Source organism: Pseudomonas sp. 21LCFQ02 (genome assembly GCF_024129895.2).
Taxonomy (GTDB): domain Bacteria; phylum Pseudomonadota; class Gammaproteobacteria; order Pseudomonadales; family Pseudomonadaceae; genus Aquipseudomonas.
Genome location: NZ_CM178749.1, coordinates 4655171 through 4678653 on the forward strand (window position 1 = coordinate 4655171; position 23483 = coordinate 4678653).

Genomic DNA, 23483 nt, shown 5'->3' on the forward strand with positions numbered 1-23483 from the left:
GAACCCGCCGCCATGCATTATCCGTTGCCCTTCTCACCTATCGCCCTGGCCTTGGCGCTGGCTTTCGGCTCCAGCCTGGCCAGTGCCGACAGCCTGGCTGCGCCTGCTGATATCAGTCACGCATCATTCGACTTCGACCTGCCAGCCGGCCCGCTGGATGCCACCCTGACCGCCATTGCCCGCCAGAGCGGGCGCAATATCGCCTTCAGCGCGTCTTTGACCCGTGGCCTGAACAGCCCCGCGCTGCGCGGTCGCTACAGCGCCGAGCAAGCAGTACAGCAGGCCTTGCAAGGGCTGGCCCTGCAACTGGGCATCACCCCCAGCGGCACCTTGAGCATCGAGCCGCGTAGCGACGCCGCCGTACAACTGGCGCCCATCGACATTGCCGCCGCCAGCCACGCGCAGAATGCCTGGGGACCGGCGTACAGCCGCGTGGCGACCCACAGTGCCAGTGCCACCAAGACCGACACCCCGCTGCTGGAAACGCCACAATCGGTCTCGATCATCACCCGCGAAGAAATGACCGCCCGCCAGCACACTAGCCTGGCCGACGTACTCAACTACACCCCCGGCGTGATCGCCCAACCCAACGGCTACAGCCGGGTGGCCGATGACTACCGGATGCGCGGTTTCGACATCGGCCCGCGCACCGGCAGCGTGCTGCGCGACGGCATGAAGATGCAGAGCACTCAATTCGAAGGCGGCCAGGAGCCTTACGGCCTGGAGCGCGTTGAAGTGCTCAAAGGCGCCTCCTCGGTGCTTTACGGGCAACTGGCGCCGGGCGGGCTGGTCAACACGGTAAGCAAACGCCCGACCCTGACGCCGCTGCATGAGCTGAATCTGGAGTATGGCAATCACCAGCGCATGCAGTTGTCTACCGACCACGCTGGGGCACTGGATGAGCAAGGTCGCCTGAGCTATCGCCTGACTGCGCTCAGCCGTGACAGCGGCACCCAGTATTCGGCCATTGACGACGACAAGCACTACATTGCCCCGGCGCTGACCTGGCAGATCAGCGACGACAGCCGCCTGACCCTGCTCGCCAGCCAGCAGCGCACCCGCACCACCCTCACCCCGCCGATGCGTTATGACCTGACCGTGTATAGCCGCACACCCGGTTACAAGGTGCCGTATGACCTGTTTGCCGGCGAGCCGGATTACGATCGTTATGACGGCAACCTGCATACCGCAGGCTACCTGTTCGAACATCGCGTCAATGAGCACCTGCAACTGCGCCAGGCCGTGCGCTATTTCGAGTCCAGAGCCGACTACGACTACATTACCCTCAACACCAGCCGGGTCAGCGGCGCCAATCTCTCGCAACTGTCGCGCAGTTATAACAGCCGCGAAGACATCGCCACCGGCTGGACCAGCGACAACAGCCTGCAACTGGACCTGGAACACGGGCGCTGGCAACACACCGTGCTGGCCGGCGTGGACTATTACCACAAGACCTACGACAGCCATCGCTTCAGCGGTAACGCGCCGGTGCTGGACCTGGCCAATCCGGTGTACGGTAACCTGCCCAATGTTGACCGCTCAGTCGATCGCGGCTCAGACCTGCACGCCCGACAACTGGGTCTTTACCTGCAAGAACAGCTTAAGTTTGATGAGCACTGGGTCGGCGTGTTCGGCTTGCGTCAGGACTGGGCCGACAGCACGACCCGCACCTACCGCGAAGGCGCACGCAGCACTACCGACGACAGCCAGCTTACCGGCCGGGTCGGGGTGGTCTACCTCGCAGGCAACGGCCTGGCCGCCTACGCCAGCTACAGCCAGTCATTTCTGCCGGCCAGCGGCAGCGGCGCCGACGGCAAACCGTTCAAACCCACCGAAGGTGAACAGTACGAGATCGGCCTGCGTTATCAGCCAGCCGACCGCGAATGGCTGCTCAGTGCAGCGCTGTATCAACTGACCCAGCGCAACGTCACCAGCTCGATTCCCGGCTCCGATTTCGACGAGCAGACCGGCAAGGAACGCAGCAAGGGCCTGGAGCTCGAAGCCAAGGCGCAGTTGACCGATAACCTGGCGTTCAGCGCCGGCTACGCCTACACCGACGCCCATGTGATCGCCGACAACGACCCGCAACTGGAAGGCTCGCGCATAGAGGGCACGCCCTACCACAGTGCTTCGCTGTGGCTGGACTACCGCCTCGCCGCATTGGGTCTGCACGGCGTCAGCGTCGGGGCCGGAGCGCGCTACAACGGCACCACCCATACCCTGCCGAGCATCAGCGACCGCAAGATCCCGGCCTACACCCTGTTCGACGCACGGCTCAGCTACGCACTGGACGACCATTGGCAACTGGCCGTCCGCGCGCAGAACCTGACCAACCAGCGCTACCTGTACTGCGCCAACTCATGCCGCTATGGCGATGAACGCAGCCTGGTGGGTTCAGTCAGCTACAACTGGTAACGGCTAGGCAGATGGCTGCACAGCTAGAACTTGTGCAGCCAGTTCAGCACCAGCTTGTCGCCCTCGGTGCGGTTCTCGGCGCCCTGTTCGAAGTACAGGTTGACCGACAGCACGTCCTCTTTGCTGAACGCGTAGAGCATCCCCGGCCCCGCTGCCCAGACCTTTTCGCGGCGGCCGCTGACCGCGTGGCCATCGACTTTGGTGTCGGTGAACTGCTTGAGCCAGTAGCCGTTCAGACCCACGCTAAACGCCTGGCTGACCGCGTATTGCAAGGTCAGGTTAGCGTGCAGCGCCTGACCGGCCTGGGTGTCGGAGACATCACCGAAGCCGGCCTGCGGGTCGTTGTTCTTGCCGTTCCACAGGTACATGAAACGGCCGCTGGCCGACCATTTTGGCGTGAACCAGTAGGTGGCCGCGTAGTACGGGTTGAACGACCAGAAGTTGCTGCCCGGATTGATCGAGCGCTCACGGTCATAGGCGCCCACCGGGATCGACACATCAGCTTCAATGCGCTGGGTCAGCAGCGGGCTGCCGTCGGCGCGGGTCAGGGTCGGCAATTGCAAGAACGCGCCGAGCACCAGATCGCCCAGCCCGGCACGCGAGCTGAGCGCCGCGTTGTTCAGACCGTCATCGACATCCACATGGGCCAGTGATGTGTTGATCAGGGTAAAGCCCGGCATTGCGCCATTGGCCCATGGCTGGCCGAGGTAGATGATTTGCGTGGTCGGCGCGAATACCTCCAGATCCTGCCGGGGCAAGCCCAGCTTGTCGCCATTGGCATCATTGAAGCGGCTGGCCCGTGAGTAGGTCAGGTACTCTTCCAGGTACCAGCCAGGCCCGGCTGGGGCCGGCGAGCCATCATAGAAACTGGTGGAGCCCAGATTGAGTCCGGGCAAGTCGTAACCGTGGGCAGTCGAGCACAGCGCAACACAAAGCATGGCCGCAACCGGCCGCAAGAATGGCTTGGGCATCTTGTAAGTCCTGTATTGTTTTTATTGTTCAGAACCCCGCCGCCTCAGGGCTGGCGGGGGGGCAAGCGCTCAAACGTAAGTGGCTGCCAGGCCGCCATCCACCGGCAGGTTTACGCCATTGACCCAGCGCGCCGCATCCGAGCAGAAAAAGGCAATCACCGCCGCCACCTCGTCGGCCAATGCCGGGCGGGTCATGCGCTGGCTGTCGCGGGCCACCCGCTCCGGGCCGAGCATGCTGACGAAATCACCGAGGATCGGCGTGAATACCGGGCCGGGCGCGACGCAATTGAGGCGCACGCCATGGTCACGGAACCACGCCTGCGATTGCTGAAAGCTCCAGACAATCAGCGCCTCCTTGAAGTATTGATAGCAATCGCTGTGCTGTACCGGGTTGGCGTCCAGCCAGGCGCGGCCTGCCGCGTAGCTGTCAGTGCCGGCCAGCGCCTTGTGCTGCTCCACGCGCAGCGGCCATTGCGCGCCCAACACCGACGCCACGTTGACGATGCTGCCGCCACCGGCCAGGCGCGGCAGCAGCGCGGTAGACAACTGCCGCACGCCCAGATAGTTGACCGCCGCCACCACGTCGAGCGGCGCGGTGCCGGGCACCCCGGCAATGTTGCACAAGGCATCGACCCGGGCCGGCAGGCGCTCGACCAGCGCGTCAATGCTGGCAGGGTCGCCCAGGTCGGTTTGAAAAAAACCGTCCAGGCTCAGTTGCGCCTCGTGGCGGTCCACACCGATAACCCTGGCGCCTTGAAGGCGCGCCAGCCTTGCCACCTCGGCACCGATGCCCGACGCAACGCCGGTGACCAGCAGGGTTTTGTTGTACAGATTCATGTTCAAGCCCTCTTATTGTTGTGTAGGCATGCCGCGATAAATCGATCACTCAAAACGGGTACTGCGGCGCGGTGTTTTTCACCGTCACCCATTGCCACTGGCTGTATTCATCCCAGTCCGCCGGGCCGCCGACGCTGCCGCCGTTGCCCGAGGCGCCGCGGCCGCCAAATGGGTTACTGCATTCATCTGCCACGGTCTGGTCGTTGATGTGCAGCAGACCGCAGTTCAGCCGCTCGCCGATGGCCATGGCGCGGCCCACCGAAGCCGAGATCACCGCCGCCGACAGGCCGTACTCGGTGCGATTGGCCAGCTCGACTGCCTCCTCATCGGTCGCAAAACTCACCACCGCCGCCACCGGGCCGAACAGTTCTTCCTCGAACACGCGCATGCCCGGCCGCACCCCGCTGAGCACCGTGGGGCGGTAGAACAGTTGTTCATACTCACCGCCCGCCTCCAATCGTGCCCCGGCCTGCAGGCTGTCGCTGACGATGGCGTGCAGGCGCTGCAATTGGCGCGGGTTGATCAGCGGCCCCAACACCGCTTCACCACGCGCCGCATTGCCGACGCTCAGCGCCCTGGCCTTGTCGGCCAGCTTGCGGGTCAGGCTGGCGGCGATGGACTCGTGCGCCAGAATCAACCCGCTGGCCATGCAGATCTGCCCCTGATGCAACCAGGCGCCCCAGGCGGCATTGCTCGCGGCAAGGTCCAGATCAGCGTCTTCGAGGATGATCAACGGGTTCTTGCCGCCCAGTTCCAGAGCGACCTTTTTCAGGTGCTCACCGGCCACAGCGGCGACCTTGCGCCCGGCGCCGGTAGAGCCGGTGAAGGCGATCATTCGTACATCCGGGTGCCGACACAGCGCCTCGCCCGCGTCAGCGCGCCCCGGCAGCACATGCAGCAAGCCTTTGGGCAGGCCGGCCTCTTCGAGCAGCCGAGCGATGAGAAAGCCGCCGCTGACCGGGGTCTGCGGGTCGGGCTTGAGCACCACCGCATTACCCACCGCCAGCGCCGGAGCCACCGAGCGCAGCGACAGAATCAATGGAAAATTGAACGGCGAAATCACCCCCACCACCCCATGGGGCTGGCGCCGCGCATACGACAGCCGCCCGGCCGCGCTGGGCAGCACCAGACCGTGGGGTTGCGACAACAGGCCGGCCGCCTGATGCAACAGGACAATCGCCTCACGTACTTCATGCTCGCCTTTGAACAACGCCCCGCCAGTCTCCCGCGCCACATACAGCGCCAGTTCAGAGAAATTGCCTTCGGCCACCTCCGCAGCCTTGCGAAAGATCTGCGCCCGCTCGCGAGGCCCGAGTGCCGCCCAGGCCGGCTGCGCCAAGGCAGCGCTGCGACAGGCAGCGGCGACATCATCGGCATCGGCCATGGCGCAGTACATCAGCGGCTCGCCAGTGGCCGGCTCGACAACCGGATCAACCAGACCGGACCCGCGAATCCAGTCACCGTTGAACAGGCATCCGGGCACCAGCGCCGGTTGCAGCAAAGAGGGGGTGTGTGACTCTGACATGGCAACTCCTGATTCTTATGATTGTGTTCGGCTGCGCCGCACCAGGGTCAGAGCAAGGGCTGTGCCGTGTTGCTCAGCACCTTCACGTATAAATGCCCAAAGGCTCTGCACCAAGGCTTTGCATGCAGCGGCCCTGCTGCACAGTGCAAAGCGGCTGCCGGGGCATCAGCGCGCGGACTTGTTCATTTGATAAAGTTATGTTTAATAACTATCTGCGTAGTTGCTCATATCAAGCACTCAGCCATCCAGGGGCATAACAATGACTAATCCCCGCAGCGCCCAACCCGTTACTGCTCCACCGCGTGGTGACAGCCGCCAGTTAAGCGCCAGCAGTTCGCCCACTCCAGCGGAGCTGACCGATTGTTTGTTTTTCTGCCCTGAAGACGGACGGATCTGGCTCAATGACCAGCGCATGCTGTTGCTGCACAGTTCCTCGTTCGGCGCGCTGCGCAGCGAGGTGATCGCCCGGTTGGGGCTGGAGCAGGCGCGTGGGCTGTTCACCCGCACCGGCTATGCCTCGGGCCTGCGCGATGCCCGGTTGATCCGCGAACGCTGGCCACAGGCCGATGCCGCTGCGGTGTTCCGTGCCGGCACCCACCTGCACACCCTGGAAGGCATGACCAAGGTCGAACCGCTGTATTTCAAATTCGACGCCGAATCGGGTTTCTACGAAGGCGAGTTTCTTTGGCACCACTGCTGCGAAGCCGATGAACACCTGGCTGTGCACGGTGTCGCCCAGGATCCGGTGTGCTGGACTGAAACCGGCTACGCCATGGGTTTTGTCAGTGGCTTGTTCGGGCAAATGGTGATTTTCCGCGAGGTGCAGTGCCGCGGCATGGGCCACGCCAGCTGCCGGGTGGTCGGCAAGACCGCTGCCCAGTGGAACGATGCCGGGCAAGACCTCAGCTACCTGAATGTGTCGTCGAGCTTGAGCCATCCTGATCCGGCCCCGGCGCCTGTGCCACACGCCGCGGTCGGCCCGCACCCGCCGCTGATCGGCGCCAGCGCGGCCTTCAATGCTGCCACCCAGGCTCTGCAGCGGGTCGCCAAAACCCCGGCCAGTGTGCTGATCAGCGGTGAGTCGGGGGTGGGCAAGGAGTTGTTCGCCCGTCAGTTGCACCAACTCAGCCAGCGTCGCAACGGCCCGTTCGTGGCGCTGAACTGCGCAGCGATTCCGGATAACCTGATCGAAGCCGAGCTGTTTGGTGTCGAACGCGGCGCCTACACCGGCGCCACCCATTCAAGACCCGGACGCTTTGAACGGGCCGCCGGCGGCACGTTGTTTCTCGATGAAATCACCTGCCTGAGCCTGGCCGGCCAGAGCAAGCTGCTGCGCGCCCTGCAAGAGCGGGAGATCGAACGAGTCGGTGGCGTGCACGGCATCCGGGTCGATGTGCGCGTCGTTGCCGCGACCAATATCGATCTGCGCAAGGCTGTGGCTGACGGCAGCTTTCGTGAAGACCTGTTCTACCGATTGAACGTCTACCCGATCGCGTTGCCGCCATTACGCGAGCGCCGCGATGACATTGCGCTGCTGATCGACGCCTTCCTGACCCGCTTCTGCCGGGACTATGAGCGCACCCCGGCGGGGCTGACCATGCGTGCCCTCAAGGTCCTGCTGCGCTACGACTTTCCCGGCAATGTGCGAGAGCTGCAAAACCTCATCGAGCGCGGCCTGATTGCCAGCGATGAGGGGCAGCCCATTGATCTGGTGCATCTGTTTCGCAATGAGCCGCTGCCCGGCGACCCGTATGGGGTGGATGATCACGGCAGCCTGTCCAACAGCATGCCACCTGCCCCAACAGCAGCAGCTGCCCCGCCGCTGCTGGAAACCCTTGGCCAACTGGACCCGGCTTTTACCCTGCACGGCCTCGAATCACGGCTGATCAACGAGGCCTTGCAGCGCAGTGCAGGCAATCTGGCGGCAGCGGCCAGGCAATTGGGCCTGAGCCGGGCGCAGTTTGCCTATCGTTTGAAAAAGCATCAGCCAGCGGCTGATTGAGCGCTCAGCGTGTTGCTTGCGCGCTGTTGGCTTCAGGGCTGCCAGGCTCACGGCCCTTGAACACCAGCAAAAAGCACACCAGCACCAGCGTCGCAAAGGCCGCCGGGAACAGCCAGATGCCCTGCCAGTCATGGCTGCCAGCGCCGGTGGCGTAGTGATCGGTCACTCGCCCGGCGACCCAGAAGCCGATCAGCATGCCGAATCCATAGGTGGCCATCGTAATCAGGCCTTGGGCGGAGCTTCTGAACCGCTGCGGTGCTCTGGCGTCGGTGTAGATCTGCCCGCAAACAAAGAAGAAGTCGTAGCAGATGCCGTGCAAGGCGATGCCGATGAACAGCATGAAGGCCAGCTCACCGTTATTGCCGTAAGCGAACAACAAGTAGCGCAATGACCAGGCCAGCATCCCCACCAGTAGCGCAAGCTTGATCCCGAAGCGCTGGATGAACAACGGCAGCAACAGCATGAACAGCACTTCCGAGACCTGCCCGATCGCCATCTTCGCGGTCGGGTTGGCCATGCCGGTCTGGGCCAGGAACGGGTTGGCGTTCTGGTAATAGAACGCCAACGGAATGCAGATCAGGATCGAAGCGATGAAGAACACCAGGTAATTACGGTCCTTGAGCAGGCTCAAGGCGTCCAGCCCCAGGTTCTGCCGCACGCCGGCATTGCCTGCCGTGGCCTGCACCGGCGGCGTGCTCGGCAAACTCAGGCTGTACAGGCCCAGCAACAGCGAGGCGAGTGCCGACATCAGGAAGGTGTTGCGCAGCGCGCCGGACGCAATCGCGCTCTGCGCGTCCCAGGCGAACACAAAGCTGATCAGCAGACCGGCCACGATCCAGCCGACCGTGCCCCATACCCGAATGCGCGAGAACTCCAGCGCCGGGTCGCGCATCTGGCGCAAGGCAACCGAGTTGACCAGCGCCAGGGTCGGCATATAGACCATCATGTAGGCCAGCACATACGGGTAGAAGCTGCTGAAGTCCTCGGCCCGGTAGAGCTGCAACAGCAGCACCGCGCCAAGCAGATGCAGCACCGCAAGGATCCGTTCGGCATTGAACAACCGGTCGGCGACCAGGCCGATCACAAAGGGCGCGATGATCGCGCCCCAGGACTGGGTGGCAAACGCCATGCCGATCTGCCCGCCCGAAGCCCCAAGGCTGCTGCCCAAAAAGGTGCCCAGGGTGACGAACCAGGCGCCCCAGATAAAGAACTGCAAGAACATCATTACGCTCAGTCGCGCATTCATTCTGGTCATGACAGTACCGCCTTATTGTTGTTGTAGGTTTGCCAACCAGCGTGCCGGCCTCAGGCCTCGGGCAAGCCCAGCAGGCGCCGATTGGACGCCGCATCAGCCGACACGCCGGCAAAGTCGTCGAACGCCTTGCGGGTCTTTTCAATCATGTGCCGCTCGATGAAGGCCACCCCCTCGGCAGCGCCCTGGCGGGCGTCCTTCAGGCAGCACTCCCACTCCAGTACCGCCCAGCCGTTGTAGCCGTACTGAGTCAGTTTGCTGAAGATCGATTTAAAGTCGATCTGCCCATCGCCCAGTGACCGAAACCGCCCCGGCCGCTGCACCCAGTCCTGATAGCCGCCATACACCCCGGAGCAGGCATCGGGGCGGAACTCGGCATCCTTGACGTGGAACATGCGAATCCGTGGGTGGTAACGGTCGATAAAGCCCAGATAGTCCATCTGCTGCAGCAGCAAGTGGCTGGGGTCATAGAGGATCGCCGCCCGCGGGTGGTGATTGACCGCCTCCAGAAAGCGCTCAAATGACGCGCCGTCGTGCAGGTCTTCGCCGGGGTGAATCTCGTAGCACAAATCGACCCCGGCCTGCTCGAAACAGTTGAGGATCGGCAGCCAGCGTTTGGCCAGTTCGGCAAAGCCCAGCTCGACCAGCCCGGCCGGGCGTTGCGGCCAGGGGTAAACAAACGGCCAGACCAATGCCCCAGAAAATGTCGCGTGAGCGGTCAGGCCCAGGCGCTGGCTGGCGCGGGCGGCCAGTTTCAGTTGCTCAATGGCCCAGGCCGTGCGCTCGGCCGGTTTGCCGCGCAAGTGGGCCGGGGCAAAGTCATCAAACAGCTCATCGAAGGCCGGATGCACCGCCACCAGTTGGCCCTGCAAATGAGTCGACAACTCGCTGATCTCGACACCGGCCTCGGCACACACGGCCTTGAGTTCATCGCAATAGGCCTGGCTTTCGGCGGCGCGCTGCAAATCGATGAAACGCGCATCCAGGGTCGGCAACTGAATCGCTTTGTAGCCCAGTGAAGCCGCCCACTGCGCGATATTGGCCAGATTGTCGAACGGCGCTTGATCGGCGATGAACTGCGCAAGAAAAATTCCCGGCCCGCGCAGGCCGCCAGAGGTTTTGAGTGAATCAGTCATGGTGTGCTCCGTTGCGGCAGCTCGCTCCACTTGGCCGTGCCGTGATGGTTGGTGATAGCGGTCTCGATAAAGGCCATGCCGCGCAGGCCGACCTCGATACCCGGCACACCGGGTACCTGGTGACCGCTCACGTGGCTACGAATCGCCGTGGCGAAGTCGCCGTACAAATTGGCCATGGCTTCGAGATAGCCTTCCGGGTGCCCGGCCGGCAGGCGCATGCGCTGCAACGCCGCTGCGCACAACCATGGCTGGCCAAGGCCAGCGCGCAGAACGCGCATGGGTTGCTCCAGCGAGCGGTGAATCAGGCTGGCCGGGGTTTCCTGCTGCCACTCCAGACCGCCCAGCTCGCCGTAGACGCGGATTTTCAGCGGGTTCTCTTCGCCGGCGCAGACCTGGCTGGCGATCAACACGCCGCTGGCGCCATCGGCCATGCGAAACAGTATCGCGGCGTCATCGTCCAGTTGCCGGCCTTCAATGTGGCTGCCGAGCATCGCGCTCAACTGACGGATTGGCTGGTCAGCAACAAACTCGGCCAGCGCAAAAGCGTGGGTGCCGATGTCGCCAATGCAGCCGCCCAGCCCGGAGTGCTCCGGCTGGTCGCGCCAGGCCGCCTGCTTGTTACCCTGCCCGGCTACATCCTGACTGAGCCAGCCTTGCGGGTACTCGACCAGCACCTTGCGGACTTTACCGATAGCCCCGCTGCGCACCATCTCCCGCGCCTGCCAGACCATCGGGTAACCCAAGTAGGTATGCGCCAGGCCGTACAGACGGTTGCTGCGTTCGGCCACCTGCTTGAGCGCCAGCAACTCGTCGAGGTTCAGCGCGGCGGGCTTTTCACTGAACACATGAAAGCCCGCCTGCAGCGCCTGGCTGGCGATTGGCGCGTGCAAGTGGTTAGGGGTGACGATCACCAGCAGCTCCATGCGCTGCTCGGCAGGCAACGCCTGTTCGGCCTGGAGCATCTGCTGCCATTGGTCGTAGCACCGCGCAGCCGCCACCCCCAACACCGCGCCAGTGGCCTGATTGTTGGCCGGGTCGCGGCTGAATGCACCGCACACCAGTTCGAAACGGCCATCGAGCCCGGCAGCCTGACGATGCGCCTGTGCGATGAACGCCCCGACACCGCCACCGACAAAACCCATTCTTACTTTCGGCACTGCAGTATTCATCCATTCTCCATTTGCAGGGTCGTGGCTAGACTATTGAGCTCGCGACGCACAGAATGTAACCGGTTACATTGATGCAGAAATCTAGGCCCGTCATGCCGGTCTGTCAATGCTCGCCTTAACGACCTGAGCGTTTCAGGCTAAAGGCCAGCTGCGGTAAGCTCGCAGGCTACGCGTTCTGAAAGAGGTGCTCTTGTCCAATATCCGTGAAGTCGCCCGGCTCGCCGGGGTCTCTGTCGCCACCGTGTCCAGAACCCTGAAATACCCCGAGCGCGTGCTCGCCCAGACCCGTGACAAGGTCAACGCGGCAGTCAAACAGGCCGGCTACCGGCCCAACCAGATGGCAGTGCAATTTCGTTCACGCAAGACCGGCAATCTGGTGATTCTGGTGCCGACCATCGCCAACACCTTCTTTGCCCGGGTCATCAGCGGCGCACAACAGGCGGCCCAAGCGGCCAACTACCGCTTGTTGCTGTGCGACACCCAGGGCCGCGAGGCCGTCGAACGCGAGTTCGCCGAGCTGGTGTACGCCCACCAGGCCGACGGGGTGATTCAGTTGCGCGCCTACGATCCCTATCAACAGCCACTGCTCGGTGTCGAATTACCGCCCATCGTCAATGCCTGTGAAGTCGACGCCCAGGGGCGTCATCCGACCATCAGCCTGGACAATCGCGCCGCCGCCAGGGCCGTAACCCAACACCTGATCGAGCTGGGCCACCGGCGCATCGGCCTGATCAAGGGGCCAAAAAGCAGCCCGCTGACCCGCGAACGTGTGGCCGGTTATCAGGATGCCGTGCACCAGGCCGGCATCGCGCCAGACCCGGCGCTGATCTGTCATGGCAACTTCAGCCTGCAGGCCGGCTATGACGGCGCGGCGAACCTGCTGCAACTGGCCGAGCGCCCGACCGCGCTGTTCTGTGAAAACGACGAAATGGCGATTGGCGCGCTCAAGCAGATCAAACAACACGGCCTGCGCGTACCCGAAGACATCTCGCTGGTGGGTTTCGACGACATCCCGTTCGCGGCCTACTGCGACCCGCCGCTGACCACCATCGCGCAACCGGCAGAAGCCTTCGGCCAACTGGCGGTCGAAATGCTCATCGCCCTGATCGAGAAGAAGCCGCTGGCCGCCCAGCACGTAACCCTGCCGTTCGAGCTGACACTGCGGCAAAGCACAGCGCCGCCTTCAAACTGAACGAAGCGGGTCGAGAATGCTCTAGAACAAGCATCTACATCCGGGTGCCTCTAAAAACGTAGGCGAGGCAGTCAGCGCTAGGCGAAATCAGGCGAGCAACGGTCGGAGTCGCGCACGACTTTACGGGTTGTAAATGAGCATTTTGAGCCTGATTTCAACAACGCGATGGCAACGCAGGTAGTTTTTAGAGGTGCCCACATGACGGTGCGGGCCTGATGCCGTATGGTGCCCGGCCTCGCTGTCTTGCGTACCACCGTTGTAATGAGGTTCATCCGTGTCAACAAGCAATGAAAACACCCCCTCCTCCGGCATGCGCCTGCTGATTCTGATCGCCCTGTCGATGGGCAGTTTCGCCATCGGCACCAGCGAATTCGTGATTATGGGCTTGCTGCCGGAAGTCGCCCGGGGGCTGGCCATCACCGAGCAACAGGTCGGCCATCTGATCAGCGCCTATGCCTTGGGCGTGGTGATCGGCGCCCCGGTGCTGGCGATTCTCGGCAGCCGCCTGAAACGCAAGACCCTGCTGGTGGCGCTGATGCTGTTTTACGGCGTCGCCAACCTGGCCAGCGCGATGGTCAGCGATTACCACGGCGCGCTGCTGGCGCGCTTTATCAGTGGCCTGCCACATGGCGCCTATTTTGGCGTCGCCGCCCTGGCTGCAGCGGCCATCAGCCCATTGCACAAACGCGGCGCGGCGGTCAGTGCAGTGATGATGGGCCTGACCCTGGCGATCCTGATCGGCAACCCGCTGGCCACTTGGCTGGGGCAGATCCTCGACTGGCGCTACGCCTTTGTGGTGGTGGCGGTAATTGCCGGGCTGACCAGCATGCTGGTGTACGCCCTGCTGCCGGGTGGGCCGAAGCCTGAAGCCAGCAGCGTGCGCGGTGAACTCAAAGCGTTCTTCCAGCCACAGATTGGCGTCTTGCTGCTGATCGCCTCGGTCGGCTTTGCCGGCATGTTCTGCGTGTTCAGCTACCTGGCGCCCACCTTGCTGCAGGTCACCGGCGCTTCGCCAAACTGGATTCCGGCAGCATTGGCCAGTTTCGGCGCCGGCGCGGTGCTGGGCAATATCGTCGGCGGGCGGTTGTTCGACCGCTACGGCGTGCAGGCGATCGGCATCGTACTGGTCTGGTCGATCGTGGTGATGCTGGCTTTCCCGTTGGCGGCGCAGTCGATCTGGACCCTGCTGCCGGGCATTGCCTGTGTCGGCACCATGATCGCCCTCGGTCCGGTGCTGCAAACCCGGCTGATGGACATCGCCAAGGGCGCGCAAACCCTCGCTGCGGCCTCCAACCATGCCGCGTTCAACCTGGCCAACGCGCTGGGGCCGTGGCTGGGCGGCATGGCCATCGCCGCCGGCTGGGGCTGGACCTCGACCGGCTTCGTCGGCGCCACCACCGCGCTGCTGGGCTTGCTGGTGTATGTGGCGGCGGTACGCGGCAAGACGGCCGGCTAAGGGGGAGTTGACGACACCGCTCATGGCCGCGACCATGAGCGGCTTGCCAGCGTTGATATTCAGCGTAACGATTCATCGTCTGGCAACTTTCCAACCCCGCAGCGGAAGACCCGGCAATGACCACCTCACACACCTGCGACCTCTCCTCGCCCACCCAGGCGGCAATCATCGACGGCAAGCGCTTTGCCGAGCAGGTGCGTCAGGAAGTCGCCGAGGGTGCCCGAGCGTTTCGTGACACTTACCAGCGAGGACCGGGCCTGGCCGTGGTGCTGGTTGGTGACGACCCGGCCAGCCAGGTTTATGTAAAAACCAAAATGAAAAAGGCCGCCGAGCTGGGCATTGAGTCGTTCCCTCACCTGTTGCCGGGCAGCACGCCTCAGCAAGAGTTGCTGGCACTGATCGACATCCTCAACCATGACCGCAGCGTGCACGGCATTCTGGTGCAATTGCCGCTGCCCGCCCATATCGATGAAGCCCGAGTGATCGCCGCCATCGCTCCGGCCAAGGACGTCGACGGCTTTCACCCGGTCAACGTTGGCCGCCTGGCGCAGGGCAAACCCGGCCTGACGCCCTGCACACCGTTGGGCTGCCTGATGCTGCTCAAGGACCGACTCGGCGACCTGACCGGCAAAAAAGCCGTGGTGGTCGGGCGCTCGAACATCGTCGGTAAACCCATGGCCAGCCTGCTGTTGCAGGAAAACTGCACGGTGACCATCGTTCACTCGCGCACCCAGGACCTCAATGCCGAGTGCCGTCAGGCCGATATCCTGGTAGTCGCCACCGGCCACGCCGAACTGCTCGGTGCCGAGGCCATCAAGCCTGGCGCTGTGGTGATCGACGTCGGTATCAACCGCATCGAACGCAACGGCGCGCCGGTACTGGTAGGCGATGTGGACTTTGCGGCTGCCAGCCAGGTGGCCTCGGCCATCACCCCGGTGCCAGGCGGCGTCGGGCCGATGACCGTGGCCTGCCTGATGAAAAATACTCTGACGGCAGCGCTGGCGATTGAGGCGGCCGTTTAAGATTGATGCTGGTCAGTAGCGCTAATACCAGATCTTTCGGCCGAGCTTGGTTCTAGTGGGAGGGGCCGGCCGGCTCCCTCCCACCGAGTCCGCAGTGCTTATCTGAACAGTAGTCGGTAAACATCAATCAGATCGATATTAACCTTCGTCCCATTCGATTCGTTAATAGTCCGCGCGCACAACAGAATCCGCCCCATCACCCTTTTTACCTGCGGCGGATTCTCCATGGCTCAGTCACTTCACTTTTTGCGCTACCCCTTAACCGCACTGGCCATGGTGGTACTCACCGCCTGTGGTCGCGCCCCGGAAGCCACTCAGGCGCCAGCCGCCCCCAAGGTCAGTGTGGCCAAGGTGCTGGAGCAGCCGATCAACGAGTGGGACGAATTCACCGGGCGGCTCGAAGCGCCGGAAACCGTTGAGGTCCGTCCACGAGTCTCCGGCCAGATTGATCAGGTGGCCTTCACCGACGGCGCGCTGGTCAAGAAAGGCGACCTGCTGTTCCAGATCGACCCGCGTCCGTTCCAGGCTGAAGTGCGCCGTCTCGAAGCCCAACTGCAACAGGCCCGGGCCGTGGCCAGCCGTAGCGAGAACGAAGCCGAGCGTGGCGACCGGCTGCGCGCCAACAACGCGATTTCTGCCGAACTGGCTGATTCGCGGACCACTTCGGCACAGGAAGCCAAGGCCGGCGTGGCAGCGATTCAGGCGCAACTGGACCTGGCGCGCCTGAACCTGAGCTTCACCAAGGTTACCGCACCGATCAGTGGCCGGGTCAGCCGCGCCGAGATCACCAGTGGCAACATCGTCACCGCCGACGTCACGGCCCTGACCAGCGTCGTTTCCACCGATAAGGTCTATGCCTACTTCGACGCCGACGAACGCGTATTCCTCAAGTACAACGAACTGGCCCGTCAGGGTCAGCGCGGCCAGAGCACCCCGGTGTATCTGGGCCTGTCCAACGAAGCGGATAACCCGCACCTGGGCCAGATGAACTTCGTCGATAACCAGGTCAACCCGCGCACCGGCACCATTCGTGGCCGGGCAGTGTTCGACAACACTGACGGGCGCTTCACCCCTGGCCTGTATGCGCGCCTGAAGCTGGTGGGCAGCGGCACCTACTCGGCAGTGCTGATCCAGGACGAAGCGGTCGGCACCGACCTGGGCAAGAAGTTCGTGCTGGTCATGGACCAGAACAACACCCCGGCTTACCGCGCCGTGGAGCTGGGTCCGAAGCTTGAAGGCCTGCGCATCGTGCGCAGCGGCCTGGCCAAGACCGACACCATCGTGGTCAAGGGCCTGCAACGTGTGCGTCCCGGCCAGCCGGTGGACCCGCAGGTCACGCCGATGGCCAGCGACCAGACCCTCGCCGCCCTGCGCCAACAACGTGAGGCGCTGGAAGCCAGCAACATGGCGCCTGTCAGCACCAAGACCACCGTCAAACTCGCCAGCGTCACAGCGCCACGCGGTTAAGGGATACGACCGATGAACTTCTCGACATTCTTTATATCCCGGCCGATCTTCGCCGCCGTGTTATCGCTGCTGATCCTGATCGCCGGTTCCATCTCGCTGTTCCAGTTACCGATCAGCGAATACCCGGAAGTGGTGCCGCCCACCGTGGTGGTGCGCGCCAACTTCCCCGGTGCCAACCCCAAAGTGATCGGCGAAACCGTGGCCTCGCCACTGGAGCAAGCCATCACCGGCGTGGAAAACATGCTCTACATGTCCTCCCAGGCCACCGCCGACGGCAAGCTGACCCTGACCATCACCTTCGCGCTGGGCACCGACCTGGACAACGCCCAGGTGCAGGTGCAAAACCGCGTGACCCGCACCGAGCCCAAGCTGCCCGAGGAAGTGACGCGCATCGGGATCACGGTGGACAAGGCCTCGCCCGACCTGACCATGGTCGTGCACTTGACCTCGCCGGATGACCGCTACGACATGCTCTACCTGTCGAACTACGCGGTGCTCAACATCAAGGACGAGCTGGCGCGCCTCAATGGCGTGGGCGATGTGCAGTTGTTCGGTATGGGTGACTACTCGCTGCGGGTCTGGCTGGACCCGAACAAGACCGCTTCGCGCAACCTGACCGCCACTGACGTGGTCAACGCGATCCGTGAACAGAACCGCCAGGTCGCCGCCGGCCAGTTGGGCGCGCCACCGTCGCCGAATGCCACCAGCTTCCAGATGTCGATCAACACCCAAGGCCGCCTGGTCAGCGAGGAAGAGTTCGAGAACATCGTCATCCGCTCCGGTGCCAACGGTGAAATCACTCGCCTCAAGGATGTGGCGCGCATCGAGCTGGGTTCGAGTCAGTACGCGCTGCGCTCACTGCTCAACAACAAACCTGCTGTCGCCTTGCCGATCATGCAGCGCCCCGGCTCCAACGCCATCGACATTTCCAACCAGGTCCGGGCCCGCATGGCCGAACTGAAGAAGGAATTCCCGCAGGGCATGGACTACGAGATCGTCTATGACCCGACCATCTTCGTCCGCGGTTCCATCGAGGCAGTGATCCACACCCTGTTTGAAGCGCTGATTCTGGTGGTGCTGGTGGTGATCCTGTTCCTGCAGACCTGGCGCGCTTCGATCATCCCGCTGGCGGCCGTGCCGGTGTCGCTGATCGGCACCTTTGCGGTCATGCACATGTTCGGCTTCTCGTTCAACGCCCTGTCGCTGTTCGGCCTGGTGCTGGCGATCGGGATCGTGGTCGACGACGCCATCGTGGTGGTAGAGAACGTCGAACGTAACATCGAGCTGGGCCTGGAACCGGTGGCTGCCACCCACAAAGCCATGGGCGAAGTGACCGGGCCGATCATCGCCACGGCGCTGGTACTGTGCGCGGTGTTCGTGCCGGCGGCGTTCATTTCCGGGCTGACCGGCCAGTTCTACAAACAGTTCGCCCTGACCATCGCGATTTCCACAGTGATCTCGGCATTCAACTCGCTGACCCTGTCGCCGGCCCTGGCGGCGGTACTGCTCAAAGGTCACAACGCACCGAAAGACCGCTTCTCGCGCCTGCTTGATCGTCTGCTGGGCGGCTGGCTGTTCAAGCCGTTCAACCGGGTGTTCGAAAAAGCCAGCCATGGCTACGTGGGCACTGTGGCGCGGGTGATCCGGCGCAGCGGCATTGCCATGGTCGTGTATGCCGGGCTCATGGCCCTGACCTGGCTGGGCTTCTCGACCACCCCGACCGGCTTCGTGCCCAGCCAGGACAAGCAATACCTGGTGGCCTTCGCGCAACTGCCGGACGCAGCGAGCCTGGACCGCACCGAAGAGGTGATCAAACGCATGTCCGATATGGCCCTCAAGCAACCTGGGGTGGCCAATGCCGTGGCCTTCCCCGGCCTGTCGATCAACGGCTTCACCAACAGCCCGAACAGCGGCATCGTATTCGTGACCCTGAAGCCCTTTGATGAACGCAAGGACCCGAGCCAATCGGCCAACGCCATTGCCGGTGCGCTGAACGGCCAGTTTGCCTCGATCCAGGAAGCCTACATGGCGATCTTCCCGCCACCACCGGTGATGGGCCTGGGCACCATTGGCGGCTTCCGCCTGCAGATTCAGGACCGTGGCAACCTCGGCTATGACGAGCTGTACAAAGAAACCCAGAACGTCATCGCCAAGAGCCGCAGCGTGCCGGAACTGGCCGGGCTGTTCACCAGCTACACGGTGAACGTGCCGCAGGTCGATGCCGCCATCGACCGTGAGAAAGCCAAGACCCACGGCGTGGCGATCAGCGATATCTTCGACACCCTGCAGGTTTACCTGGGGTCGCTGTATGCCAACGACTTCAACCGGTTCGGCCGTACCTATCAGGTCAACGTCCAGGCTGAACAGCAGTTCCGTCAGGATGCCGAGCAGATCGGTCAGCTCAAGGTCCGCAACAACCTGGGCGAAATGATCCCGCTGGCGACCTTCGTCAAGGTCAGCGACACCGCAGGTCCCGACCGGGTGATGCACTACAACGGCTTTATCACCGCTGAAATCAACGGCGCGGCCGCCCCCGGCTACAGCTCCGGCCAGGCCGAAGCGGCGATGAACAAGCTGCTGCGCGCAGAACTGCCCAACGGCATGACCTACGAGTGGACCGACCTGACCTATCAGCAGATCCTGGCCGGCAACACCGCGCTGTTCGTGTTCCCGCTGTGCGTGCTGCTCGCGTTCCTGGTACTGGCGGCACAATACGAGAGCTGGAGCCTGCCGCTGGCGGTGATCCTGATCGTACCGATGACCCTGCTGTCGGCGATTGCCGGGGTGATCATTGCAGGGAGTGATAACAACATCTTCACCCAGATCGGCTTGATCGTACTGGTCGGCCTGGCGTGCAAGAACGCAATCCTGATCGTCGAGTTCGCCAAGGACAAACAGGAAGAAGGCCTCAGCCCGCTGGACGCGGTACTGGAAGCCTGCCGCCTGCGGCTGCGGCCGATCCTGATGACCTCCTTCGCGTTCATCATGGGCGTGGTGCCGCTGGTGCTGTCCAGCGGCGCCGGTGCCGAAATGCGTCATGCCATGGGCGTGGCGGTGTTCTCCGGGATGCTCGGGGTGACCTTCTTCGGCCTGTTGCTGACCCCGGTGTTCTACGTGCTGATCCGTAACTTCGTCGAGCGTCGCGAGGCCCGCAAGGCGGCCCGCATCGCCCAACAACCGACTCACTCCGTGGAGGCGCATTGATGAGTGCCCTGAAACTCTTCGCCCCTTCCTTGCTGGTGCTGGCGCTGGCGGCCTGCGCCGTCGGCCCGGACTACAAGGCCCCGACCACAGCTGACGCCAGCGCCCAGGCCGCTGGCGCCCAGGCGGCCTATGACCGCAGCCGCAGCGCCGCCAACTGGTGGCAACAGTTCGACGATGCGACCCTGAACAAACTGGTCGAGCAGTCTCTGGCCGGCAACCGTGACCTGCGGGTGGCGTTCGCGCGCCTCAAGGCCGCCCGGGCGATCCGCGATGACGTCAGCAACGACGCCATGCCGGTGATCACCAGCCGCGCCAGCAGCCAGATCGGCAAGGGCCAGGTCCCCGGCCAGACCGAAGACCGGGTTAACAGCGAACGCTACGATCTGGGCCTGGACATGGCTTGGGAAGTCGACCTGTTCGGTCGCATTCAGCGCCAACTGCAAGCCAGCGATGCCGACCAGCAGGCGGCCGAAGCCGAGCTGTACCAGTTGCAAGTGACCCTGATCGCTGATGTGGTCGATGCCTATGGCCGCCTGCGCGGTGCCCAGCTGCGTGAAGCCATTGCCCGCGACAACCTGAAAAACCAGCAGGACTCGCGCAACGTCACCACCCAACTGCGTGACGCCGGGGTGGGAAATGAACTGGACGTGGTGCGCGCCGATGCGCGCCTGGCCGCAGTCGAGGCCAGCGTGCCGCAACTGCAGGCCGAACAGGTGCGCCAGCGCAACCGCATCGCGACCCTGCTGGGCGAACGCCCCGATGCACTGAGTGTCGATCTGAGCCCGGCCGGGCTGCCAGCGATCAGTAAAACCCTGGCCGTCGGTGATCCGACCCAGGTGTTGCGCCAGCGGCCTGACGTCTGGGCCGCCGAACGGCAACTGGCGGCGTCCACCGCACGCATTGGCGTAGCCACTGCCGACCTGTTCCCACGGGTCAGCCTCAGCGGTTTCCTGGGGTTTACCGCCGGGCGCGGTTCGCAGATCGGCTCCCAGGCGGCCAAGGCCTGGAGCCTGGGCCCGAGCATCACCTGGGCGGCCTTCGACCTGGGCAGCGTCCGCGCCCGGATTCGCGGTGCCGACGCCGACGCCGAAGGCGCGCTGGCCAGCTACGAGCAGCAGGTATTGCTGGCCCTTGAAGAGTCGCAGAATGCGTTCAGCGATTACGACAAACGCCAACAGCGCCTGCTCGCCCTGCTGCGCCAGAGCAACGCCAGCCGCGAGGCGGCCCGTCTGGCCTCGGTGCAGTACCGCGAAGGCACGGCGGATTTTCTGGTGCTGCTCGACGCCGAGCGTGAGCGCCTGGCTGCCGAAGACGCCCAGGCTCAAGCGCAGATCGAGTTGTATGAAGGGATCGTCGCCATCTACAAAGCCCTGGGCGGCGGCTGGCAACGGGCCTGATGGCCCGGCTTCTTGTTTTTGCTGCTCGAACCGAGATAGTACTGACACCGCCGAACGCGACTTGGGTGCAGGCCGAGGGTAGGCGTCGATTCGGGGGAGAAACCGACATGGATGTCGGTTTCAGGTGCGCTGGGCAGGACGCCCATCGCGCCGGCCCCCGAATCGGCGCCGGACGGAGGGAAGTCTGCCCGCAGGGCAGACCCAAACCAGGAGCAAGCGGTTTTCCCCTATTTTGCCAAGCACAAAATAGGGTCGCCCGTCGGGGCGAAACCCGCAGTTCAGACAACCGCGGCAACGATCCTTACATTGGACCCAGCCATTGGCACGAAAAGCCACACGGTGGCTTACCGCGCCGCCGTCAAACCCACCGGCGCCGGCACCGCTCTGGCCTTGGCCTGCAACTGGGTCTGAAAGCGCTGCCATTCGCGGTTGATTTCCGAGTACGGCAGGAAAATGCTGACCTGGGCTTGCGCCGGCAAGTCGGCACGTTTGAGCATCTGCAGGTCGTCGCCTTCCAGATAGGCCACGCTGATGCCCACCGCCTGACCATCGGCGGCAAACACCGGTCCGCCCGACATCCCCTTGACGGTAGGGCCATTGTGGGTGGCGTACATCACTCCCCCATCATTGGCATCCAGACGCACCATGGCACTGAGCGCATGGCCCTGCCCCTGAGTCGGGAGATACATCGAGTTGAAACCCACCGCGGTGACTTGCTCACCCGGTTTGTACTGGCGCCATACCGGCGCCTGTTCAGCCTTGTGGCGGAAAAACTGCACATCGCCACGGCCCTGGAATACCGCGCCCGGTAAATACGGCAAGTGTTTTACCGTAACGGCATAGTCATCGTTCCACTGCACTGCGGTACCGATCATCAATAATGACAACGGCCCGCCAGCATGGACGAGAAATGCCTGTTCTTGAATGGGATCCTTGGTTAACGCGGTGGACATTCCATTGCAACCACCCAGCAGCATGAATGCTGCCAATAGAGGCTTGCAGGAAATCATTTTGACTCACGGCAGGAGATGAAGACGGCGCAAATATGTCACTGTGCTACTATCAAATCAATATGCCATCACGCGCCGCTGGTCGGCTGTGCCAATTGCCGTCTGGCCTCATCAGGCAAACCGCCGGGGCCACTGGTACCGCGCTCTGGCGGGTGCGTGGCAGCTTACAAAAAATGACTGAAAAGGCGACAAACGGTAAGCCGGACACTGTGCCCGGACGTCATCCGGGGCTTTCCTGGAGTATCAGGTTCACCAACATAAATCGGTAATGCACTTTACTGTAAGGTGTAATAACCCCAACTAAACATGGAAAATTACAGCCACCCACTAAAACTAGCCAAGACCAAAAACGCTATGCTTAGAACCTTTAAATGAGTAATACCGACCCAGAAACGGTTATGCTGTTGTTCTGCGGCATTAGCACTTACCCCCCCTGTTAGAAGGACCTGCCTATGTATCCTCTGCCCGAGAAGTCTCTGGCCCTGCATGACGTCGTGCCCCGCCCCGCCTGTTCCCAATCTACGCGCATGGGCCAGGCTGATCGCGCGCACTAATCACGACACTTGTAACTCAGGGATGAAACGATGAATTCACGTGCGCTGTTCCCTCACCTCGGCAAGGTCATTGCCAGTACCGGCAGCCGGCATTTTCCGCGCATGCTGCATGATCTGATCCACAGTCATCTGGCCATCGATGCCACGCACATTCGCCGCCTGCCACTGGACCCGGTGCAACAGGCCAGCTCCCCCGACGAAATCGACTTCTGCGCTTCGGCCCATGCCGAGCAGACGCCAACCGCGTCGCACACAGAGGCCGCGCAACTGCATCTGAGCCGCCACAAGGACGGTTTCCGCTACGAAATTTCCTTGTACCGCAGCCGCGAGCCGCAGGGCTTTTCGGCCCAGGAGCGCACGCTGCTGCAGGATATCTCGCCGCTGTTGCTGCCCATGGTCGAAAAACACATCAGCGCCGTGCAACCGGCCGATACTCAAGCGCCAGTCGATGACAGCAGTGAACCGCAAACGCTGCGCCTGCGCTTCATCGAACGCCTGCAGCAAAGCGGCCTGAAACTGTCGGCCCGCGAGATGGAAGTCTGTGTCGGCCTGCTGGCCGGGCGCACCGCACCGGAGCTGGCTGTTCAGCTGGACCTGAAGGTCAATACCATCGAAAGCTATCTTAAACGCGCCTCGATCAAACTGGGCATCAGTGGCCGGCATTCACTCAAACGCTGGATGTACTCGGCAGACGACACACCGCTCGCTGGTGAGCCGTACGTTCAATAACGCTGCCGCCTCTGCGCCGCGCTCTCGCGCAGCAAACACGGACCCCGTAGGACCGGCCGGGCGGCGATCCGCTTTAGCCGGGAAGCCTTCGTTGCTGAAGCAGCTCCTACGGAATAACCATTAAAAATCAATGGTTTGTAATGTT

General features: G+C 63.1%; 16 protein-coding genes. 9 read left to right on the plus strand and 7 right to left on the minus strand.

What is annotated here, in order from left to right; genetic code table 11:
- Window positions 1-12: 12 nt before the first annotated feature.
- Entirely contained in the window at window positions 13-2415 is a 2403-nt protein-coding gene (locus NJC40_RS21170) for a TonB-dependent siderophore receptor (RefSeq protein ID WP_253142793.1), read from the plus strand.
- 23 nt (window positions 2416-2438) lie between these two features.
- Here NJC40_RS21170 and NJC40_RS21175 read toward each other — a convergent pair whose 3' ends face one another.
- From NJC40_RS21175 to NJC40_RS21185, 3 genes are all read right to left on the minus strand, one after another.
- Window positions 2439-3386, minus strand: coding sequence for a SphA family protein (locus NJC40_RS21175; RefSeq protein WP_253117363.1), 948 nt, complete (start codon window positions 3384-3386; stop codon window positions 2439-2441).
- Window positions 3387-3455: 69 nt separating this feature from the next.
- Window positions 3456-4223, minus strand: coding sequence for a coniferyl-alcohol dehydrogenase (locus tag NJC40_RS21180; RefSeq protein ID WP_253142792.1), 768 nt, complete (start codon window positions 4221-4223; stop codon window positions 3456-3458).
- Window positions 4224-4272: 49 nt separating this feature from the next.
- The gene (locus NJC40_RS21185; protein WP_253142791.1) at window positions 4273-5748 is read right to left on the minus strand and encodes a benzaldehyde dehydrogenase; all 1476 of its coding nucleotides are present in this window, start codon (window positions 5746-5748) and stop codon (window positions 4273-4275) included.
- A gap of 259 nt (window positions 5749-6007) precedes the next feature.
- Between NJC40_RS21185 and NJC40_RS21190 the strand changes: the two genes are divergently transcribed.
- Entirely contained in the window at window positions 6008-7750 is a 1743-nt protein-coding gene (locus NJC40_RS21190; RefSeq protein WP_253142790.1) for a sigma-54-dependent Fis family transcriptional regulator, read from the plus strand.
- 4 nt (window positions 7751-7754) lie between these two features.
- Here NJC40_RS21190 and NJC40_RS21195 read toward each other — a convergent pair whose 3' ends face one another.
- The 3 genes from NJC40_RS21195 to NJC40_RS21205 are packed head-to-tail and all read right to left on the minus strand — an operon-like array spanning window position 7755 to window position 11307.
- Complete coding sequence (locus tag NJC40_RS21195) at window positions 7755-9005, minus strand: MFS transporter (RefSeq protein ID WP_253142789.1); 1251 nt, start codon at window positions 9003-9005, stop codon at window positions 7755-7757.
- A 50-nt stretch (window positions 9006-9055) separates the two neighbouring features.
- Window positions 9056-10138, minus strand: coding sequence for a sugar phosphate isomerase/epimerase family protein (locus tag NJC40_RS21200; RefSeq protein ID WP_253142788.1), 1083 nt, complete (start codon window positions 10136-10138; stop codon window positions 9056-9058).
- The gene (locus NJC40_RS21205; RefSeq protein WP_253142787.1) at window positions 10135-11307 is read right to left on the minus strand and encodes a Gfo/Idh/MocA family protein; all 1173 of its coding nucleotides are present in this window, start codon (window positions 11305-11307) and stop codon (window positions 10135-10137) included. Before NJC40_RS21205 ends, NJC40_RS21200 begins: the two co-directional genes overlap by 4 nt.
- A gap of 190 nt (window positions 11308-11497) precedes the next feature.
- Here NJC40_RS21205 and NJC40_RS21210 point away from each other — a divergent pair, with 190 nt between their 5' ends.
- The 6 genes from NJC40_RS21210 to NJC40_RS21235 all read left to right on the plus strand — a co-directional run bounded on the left by NJC40_RS21210 (window position 11498) and on the right by NJC40_RS21235 (window position 21045).
- Window positions 11498-12499, plus strand: a complete 1002-nt coding sequence (locus NJC40_RS21210; protein WP_253142786.1) for a LacI family DNA-binding transcriptional regulator — start codon at window positions 11498-11500, stop codon at window positions 12497-12499.
- 310 nt (window positions 12500-12809) lie between these two features.
- Window positions 12810-13955, plus strand: a complete 1146-nt coding sequence (locus NJC40_RS21215; RefSeq protein WP_045491621.1) for an MFS transporter — start codon at window positions 12810-12812, stop codon at window positions 13953-13955.
- A gap of 116 nt (window positions 13956-14071) precedes the next feature.
- A complete protein-coding gene (gene folD, locus NJC40_RS21220; RefSeq protein WP_045491623.1) occupies window positions 14072-14977 on the plus strand; it encodes a bifunctional methylenetetrahydrofolate dehydrogenase/methenyltetrahydrofolate cyclohydrolase FolD in 906 nt (301 codons plus the stop codon).
- A 225-nt stretch (window positions 14978-15202) separates the two neighbouring features.
- Window positions 15203-16444: a multidrug efflux RND transporter periplasmic adaptor subunit MexE gene (mexE, locus tag NJC40_RS21225; RefSeq protein ID WP_253142785.1), complete on the plus strand. Its 1242-nt coding sequence runs from the start codon at window positions 15203-15205 to the stop codon at window positions 16442-16444.
- A gap of 12 nt (window positions 16445-16456) precedes the next feature.
- Window positions 16457-19648 carry an efflux RND transporter permease subunit gene (locus NJC40_RS21230; protein WP_045491627.1) on the plus strand — a complete coding sequence of 1064 codons (3192 nt, stop codon included), beginning with the start codon at window positions 16457-16459 and terminating at the stop codon, window positions 19646-19648.
- A complete protein-coding gene (locus tag NJC40_RS21235; protein WP_045491629.1) occupies window positions 19648-21045 on the plus strand; it encodes an efflux transporter outer membrane subunit in 1398 nt (465 codons plus the stop codon). The genes NJC40_RS21230 and NJC40_RS21235 overlap by 1 nt, the downstream gene beginning before the upstream one ends.
- A gap of 344 nt (window positions 21046-21389) precedes the next feature.
- On the opposite strand, the gene NJC40_RS21240 is transcribed toward NJC40_RS21235, so the two are convergent.
- Window positions 21390-21998, minus strand: coding sequence for a S1 family peptidase (locus NJC40_RS21240; protein ID WP_253142784.1), 609 nt, complete (start codon window positions 21996-21998; stop codon window positions 21390-21392).
- A gap of 641 nt (window positions 21999-22639) precedes the next feature.
- Here NJC40_RS21240 and NJC40_RS21245 point away from each other — a divergent pair.
- The gene (locus tag NJC40_RS21245) at window positions 22640-23338 is read left to right on the plus strand and encodes a helix-turn-helix transcriptional regulator (protein ID WP_253142783.1); all 699 of its coding nucleotides are present in this window, start codon (window positions 22640-22642) and stop codon (window positions 23336-23338) included.
- Window positions 23339-23483: the final 145 nt, after the last annotated feature.

Coding starts and splice junctions, on each gene's coding strand:
- NJC40_RS21170 (WP_253142793.1), top strand. CDS start 13: ATGCATTATCCGTTGCCCTTCTCACCTATCGCCCTGGCCTTGGCGCTG.
- NJC40_RS21175 (WP_253117363.1), bottom strand. CDS start 3,386: ATGCCCAAGCCATTCTTGCGGCCGGTTGCGGCCATGCTTTGTGTTGCG.
- NJC40_RS21180 (WP_253142792.1), bottom strand. CDS start 4,223: ATGAATCTGTACAACAAAACCCTGCTGGTCACCGGCGTTGCGTCGGGC.
- NJC40_RS21185 (WP_253142791.1), bottom strand. CDS start 5,748: ATGTCAGAGTCACACACCCCCTCTTTGCTGCAACCGGCGCTGGTGCCC.
- NJC40_RS21190 (WP_253142790.1), top strand. CDS start 6,008: ATGACTAATCCCCGCAGCGCCCAACCCGTTACTGCTCCACCGCGTGGT.
- NJC40_RS21195 (WP_253142789.1), bottom strand. CDS start 9,005: ATGACCAGAATGAATGCGCGACTGAGCGTAATGATGTTCTTGCAGTTC.
- NJC40_RS21200 (WP_253142788.1), bottom strand. CDS start 10,138: ATGACTGATTCACTCAAAACCTCTGGCGGCCTGCGCGGGCCGGGAATT.
- NJC40_RS21205 (WP_253142787.1), bottom strand. CDS start 11,307: ATGAATACTGCAGTGCCGAAAGTAAGAATGGGTTTTGTCGGTGGCGGT.
- NJC40_RS21215 (WP_045491621.1), top strand. CDS start 12,810: ATGCGCCTGCTGATTCTGATCGCCCTGTCGATGGGCAGTTTCGCCATC.
- folD (WP_045491623.1), top strand. CDS start 14,072: ATGACCACCTCACACACCTGCGACCTCTCCTCGCCCACCCAGGCGGCA.
- mexE (WP_253142785.1), top strand. CDS start 15,203: ATGGCTCAGTCACTTCACTTTTTGCGCTACCCCTTAACCGCACTGGCC.
- NJC40_RS21230 (WP_045491627.1), top strand. CDS start 16,457: ATGAACTTCTCGACATTCTTTATATCCCGGCCGATCTTCGCCGCCGTG.
- NJC40_RS21235 (WP_045491629.1), top strand. CDS start 19,648: ATGAGTGCCCTGAAACTCTTCGCCCCTTCCTTGCTGGTGCTGGCGCTG.
- NJC40_RS21240 (WP_253142784.1), bottom strand. CDS start 21,998: ATGTCCACCGCGTTAACCAAGGATCCCATTCAAGAACAGGCATTTCTC.
- NJC40_RS21245 (WP_253142783.1), top strand. CDS start 22,640: ATGAATTCACGTGCGCTGTTCCCTCACCTCGGCAAGGTCATTGCCAGT.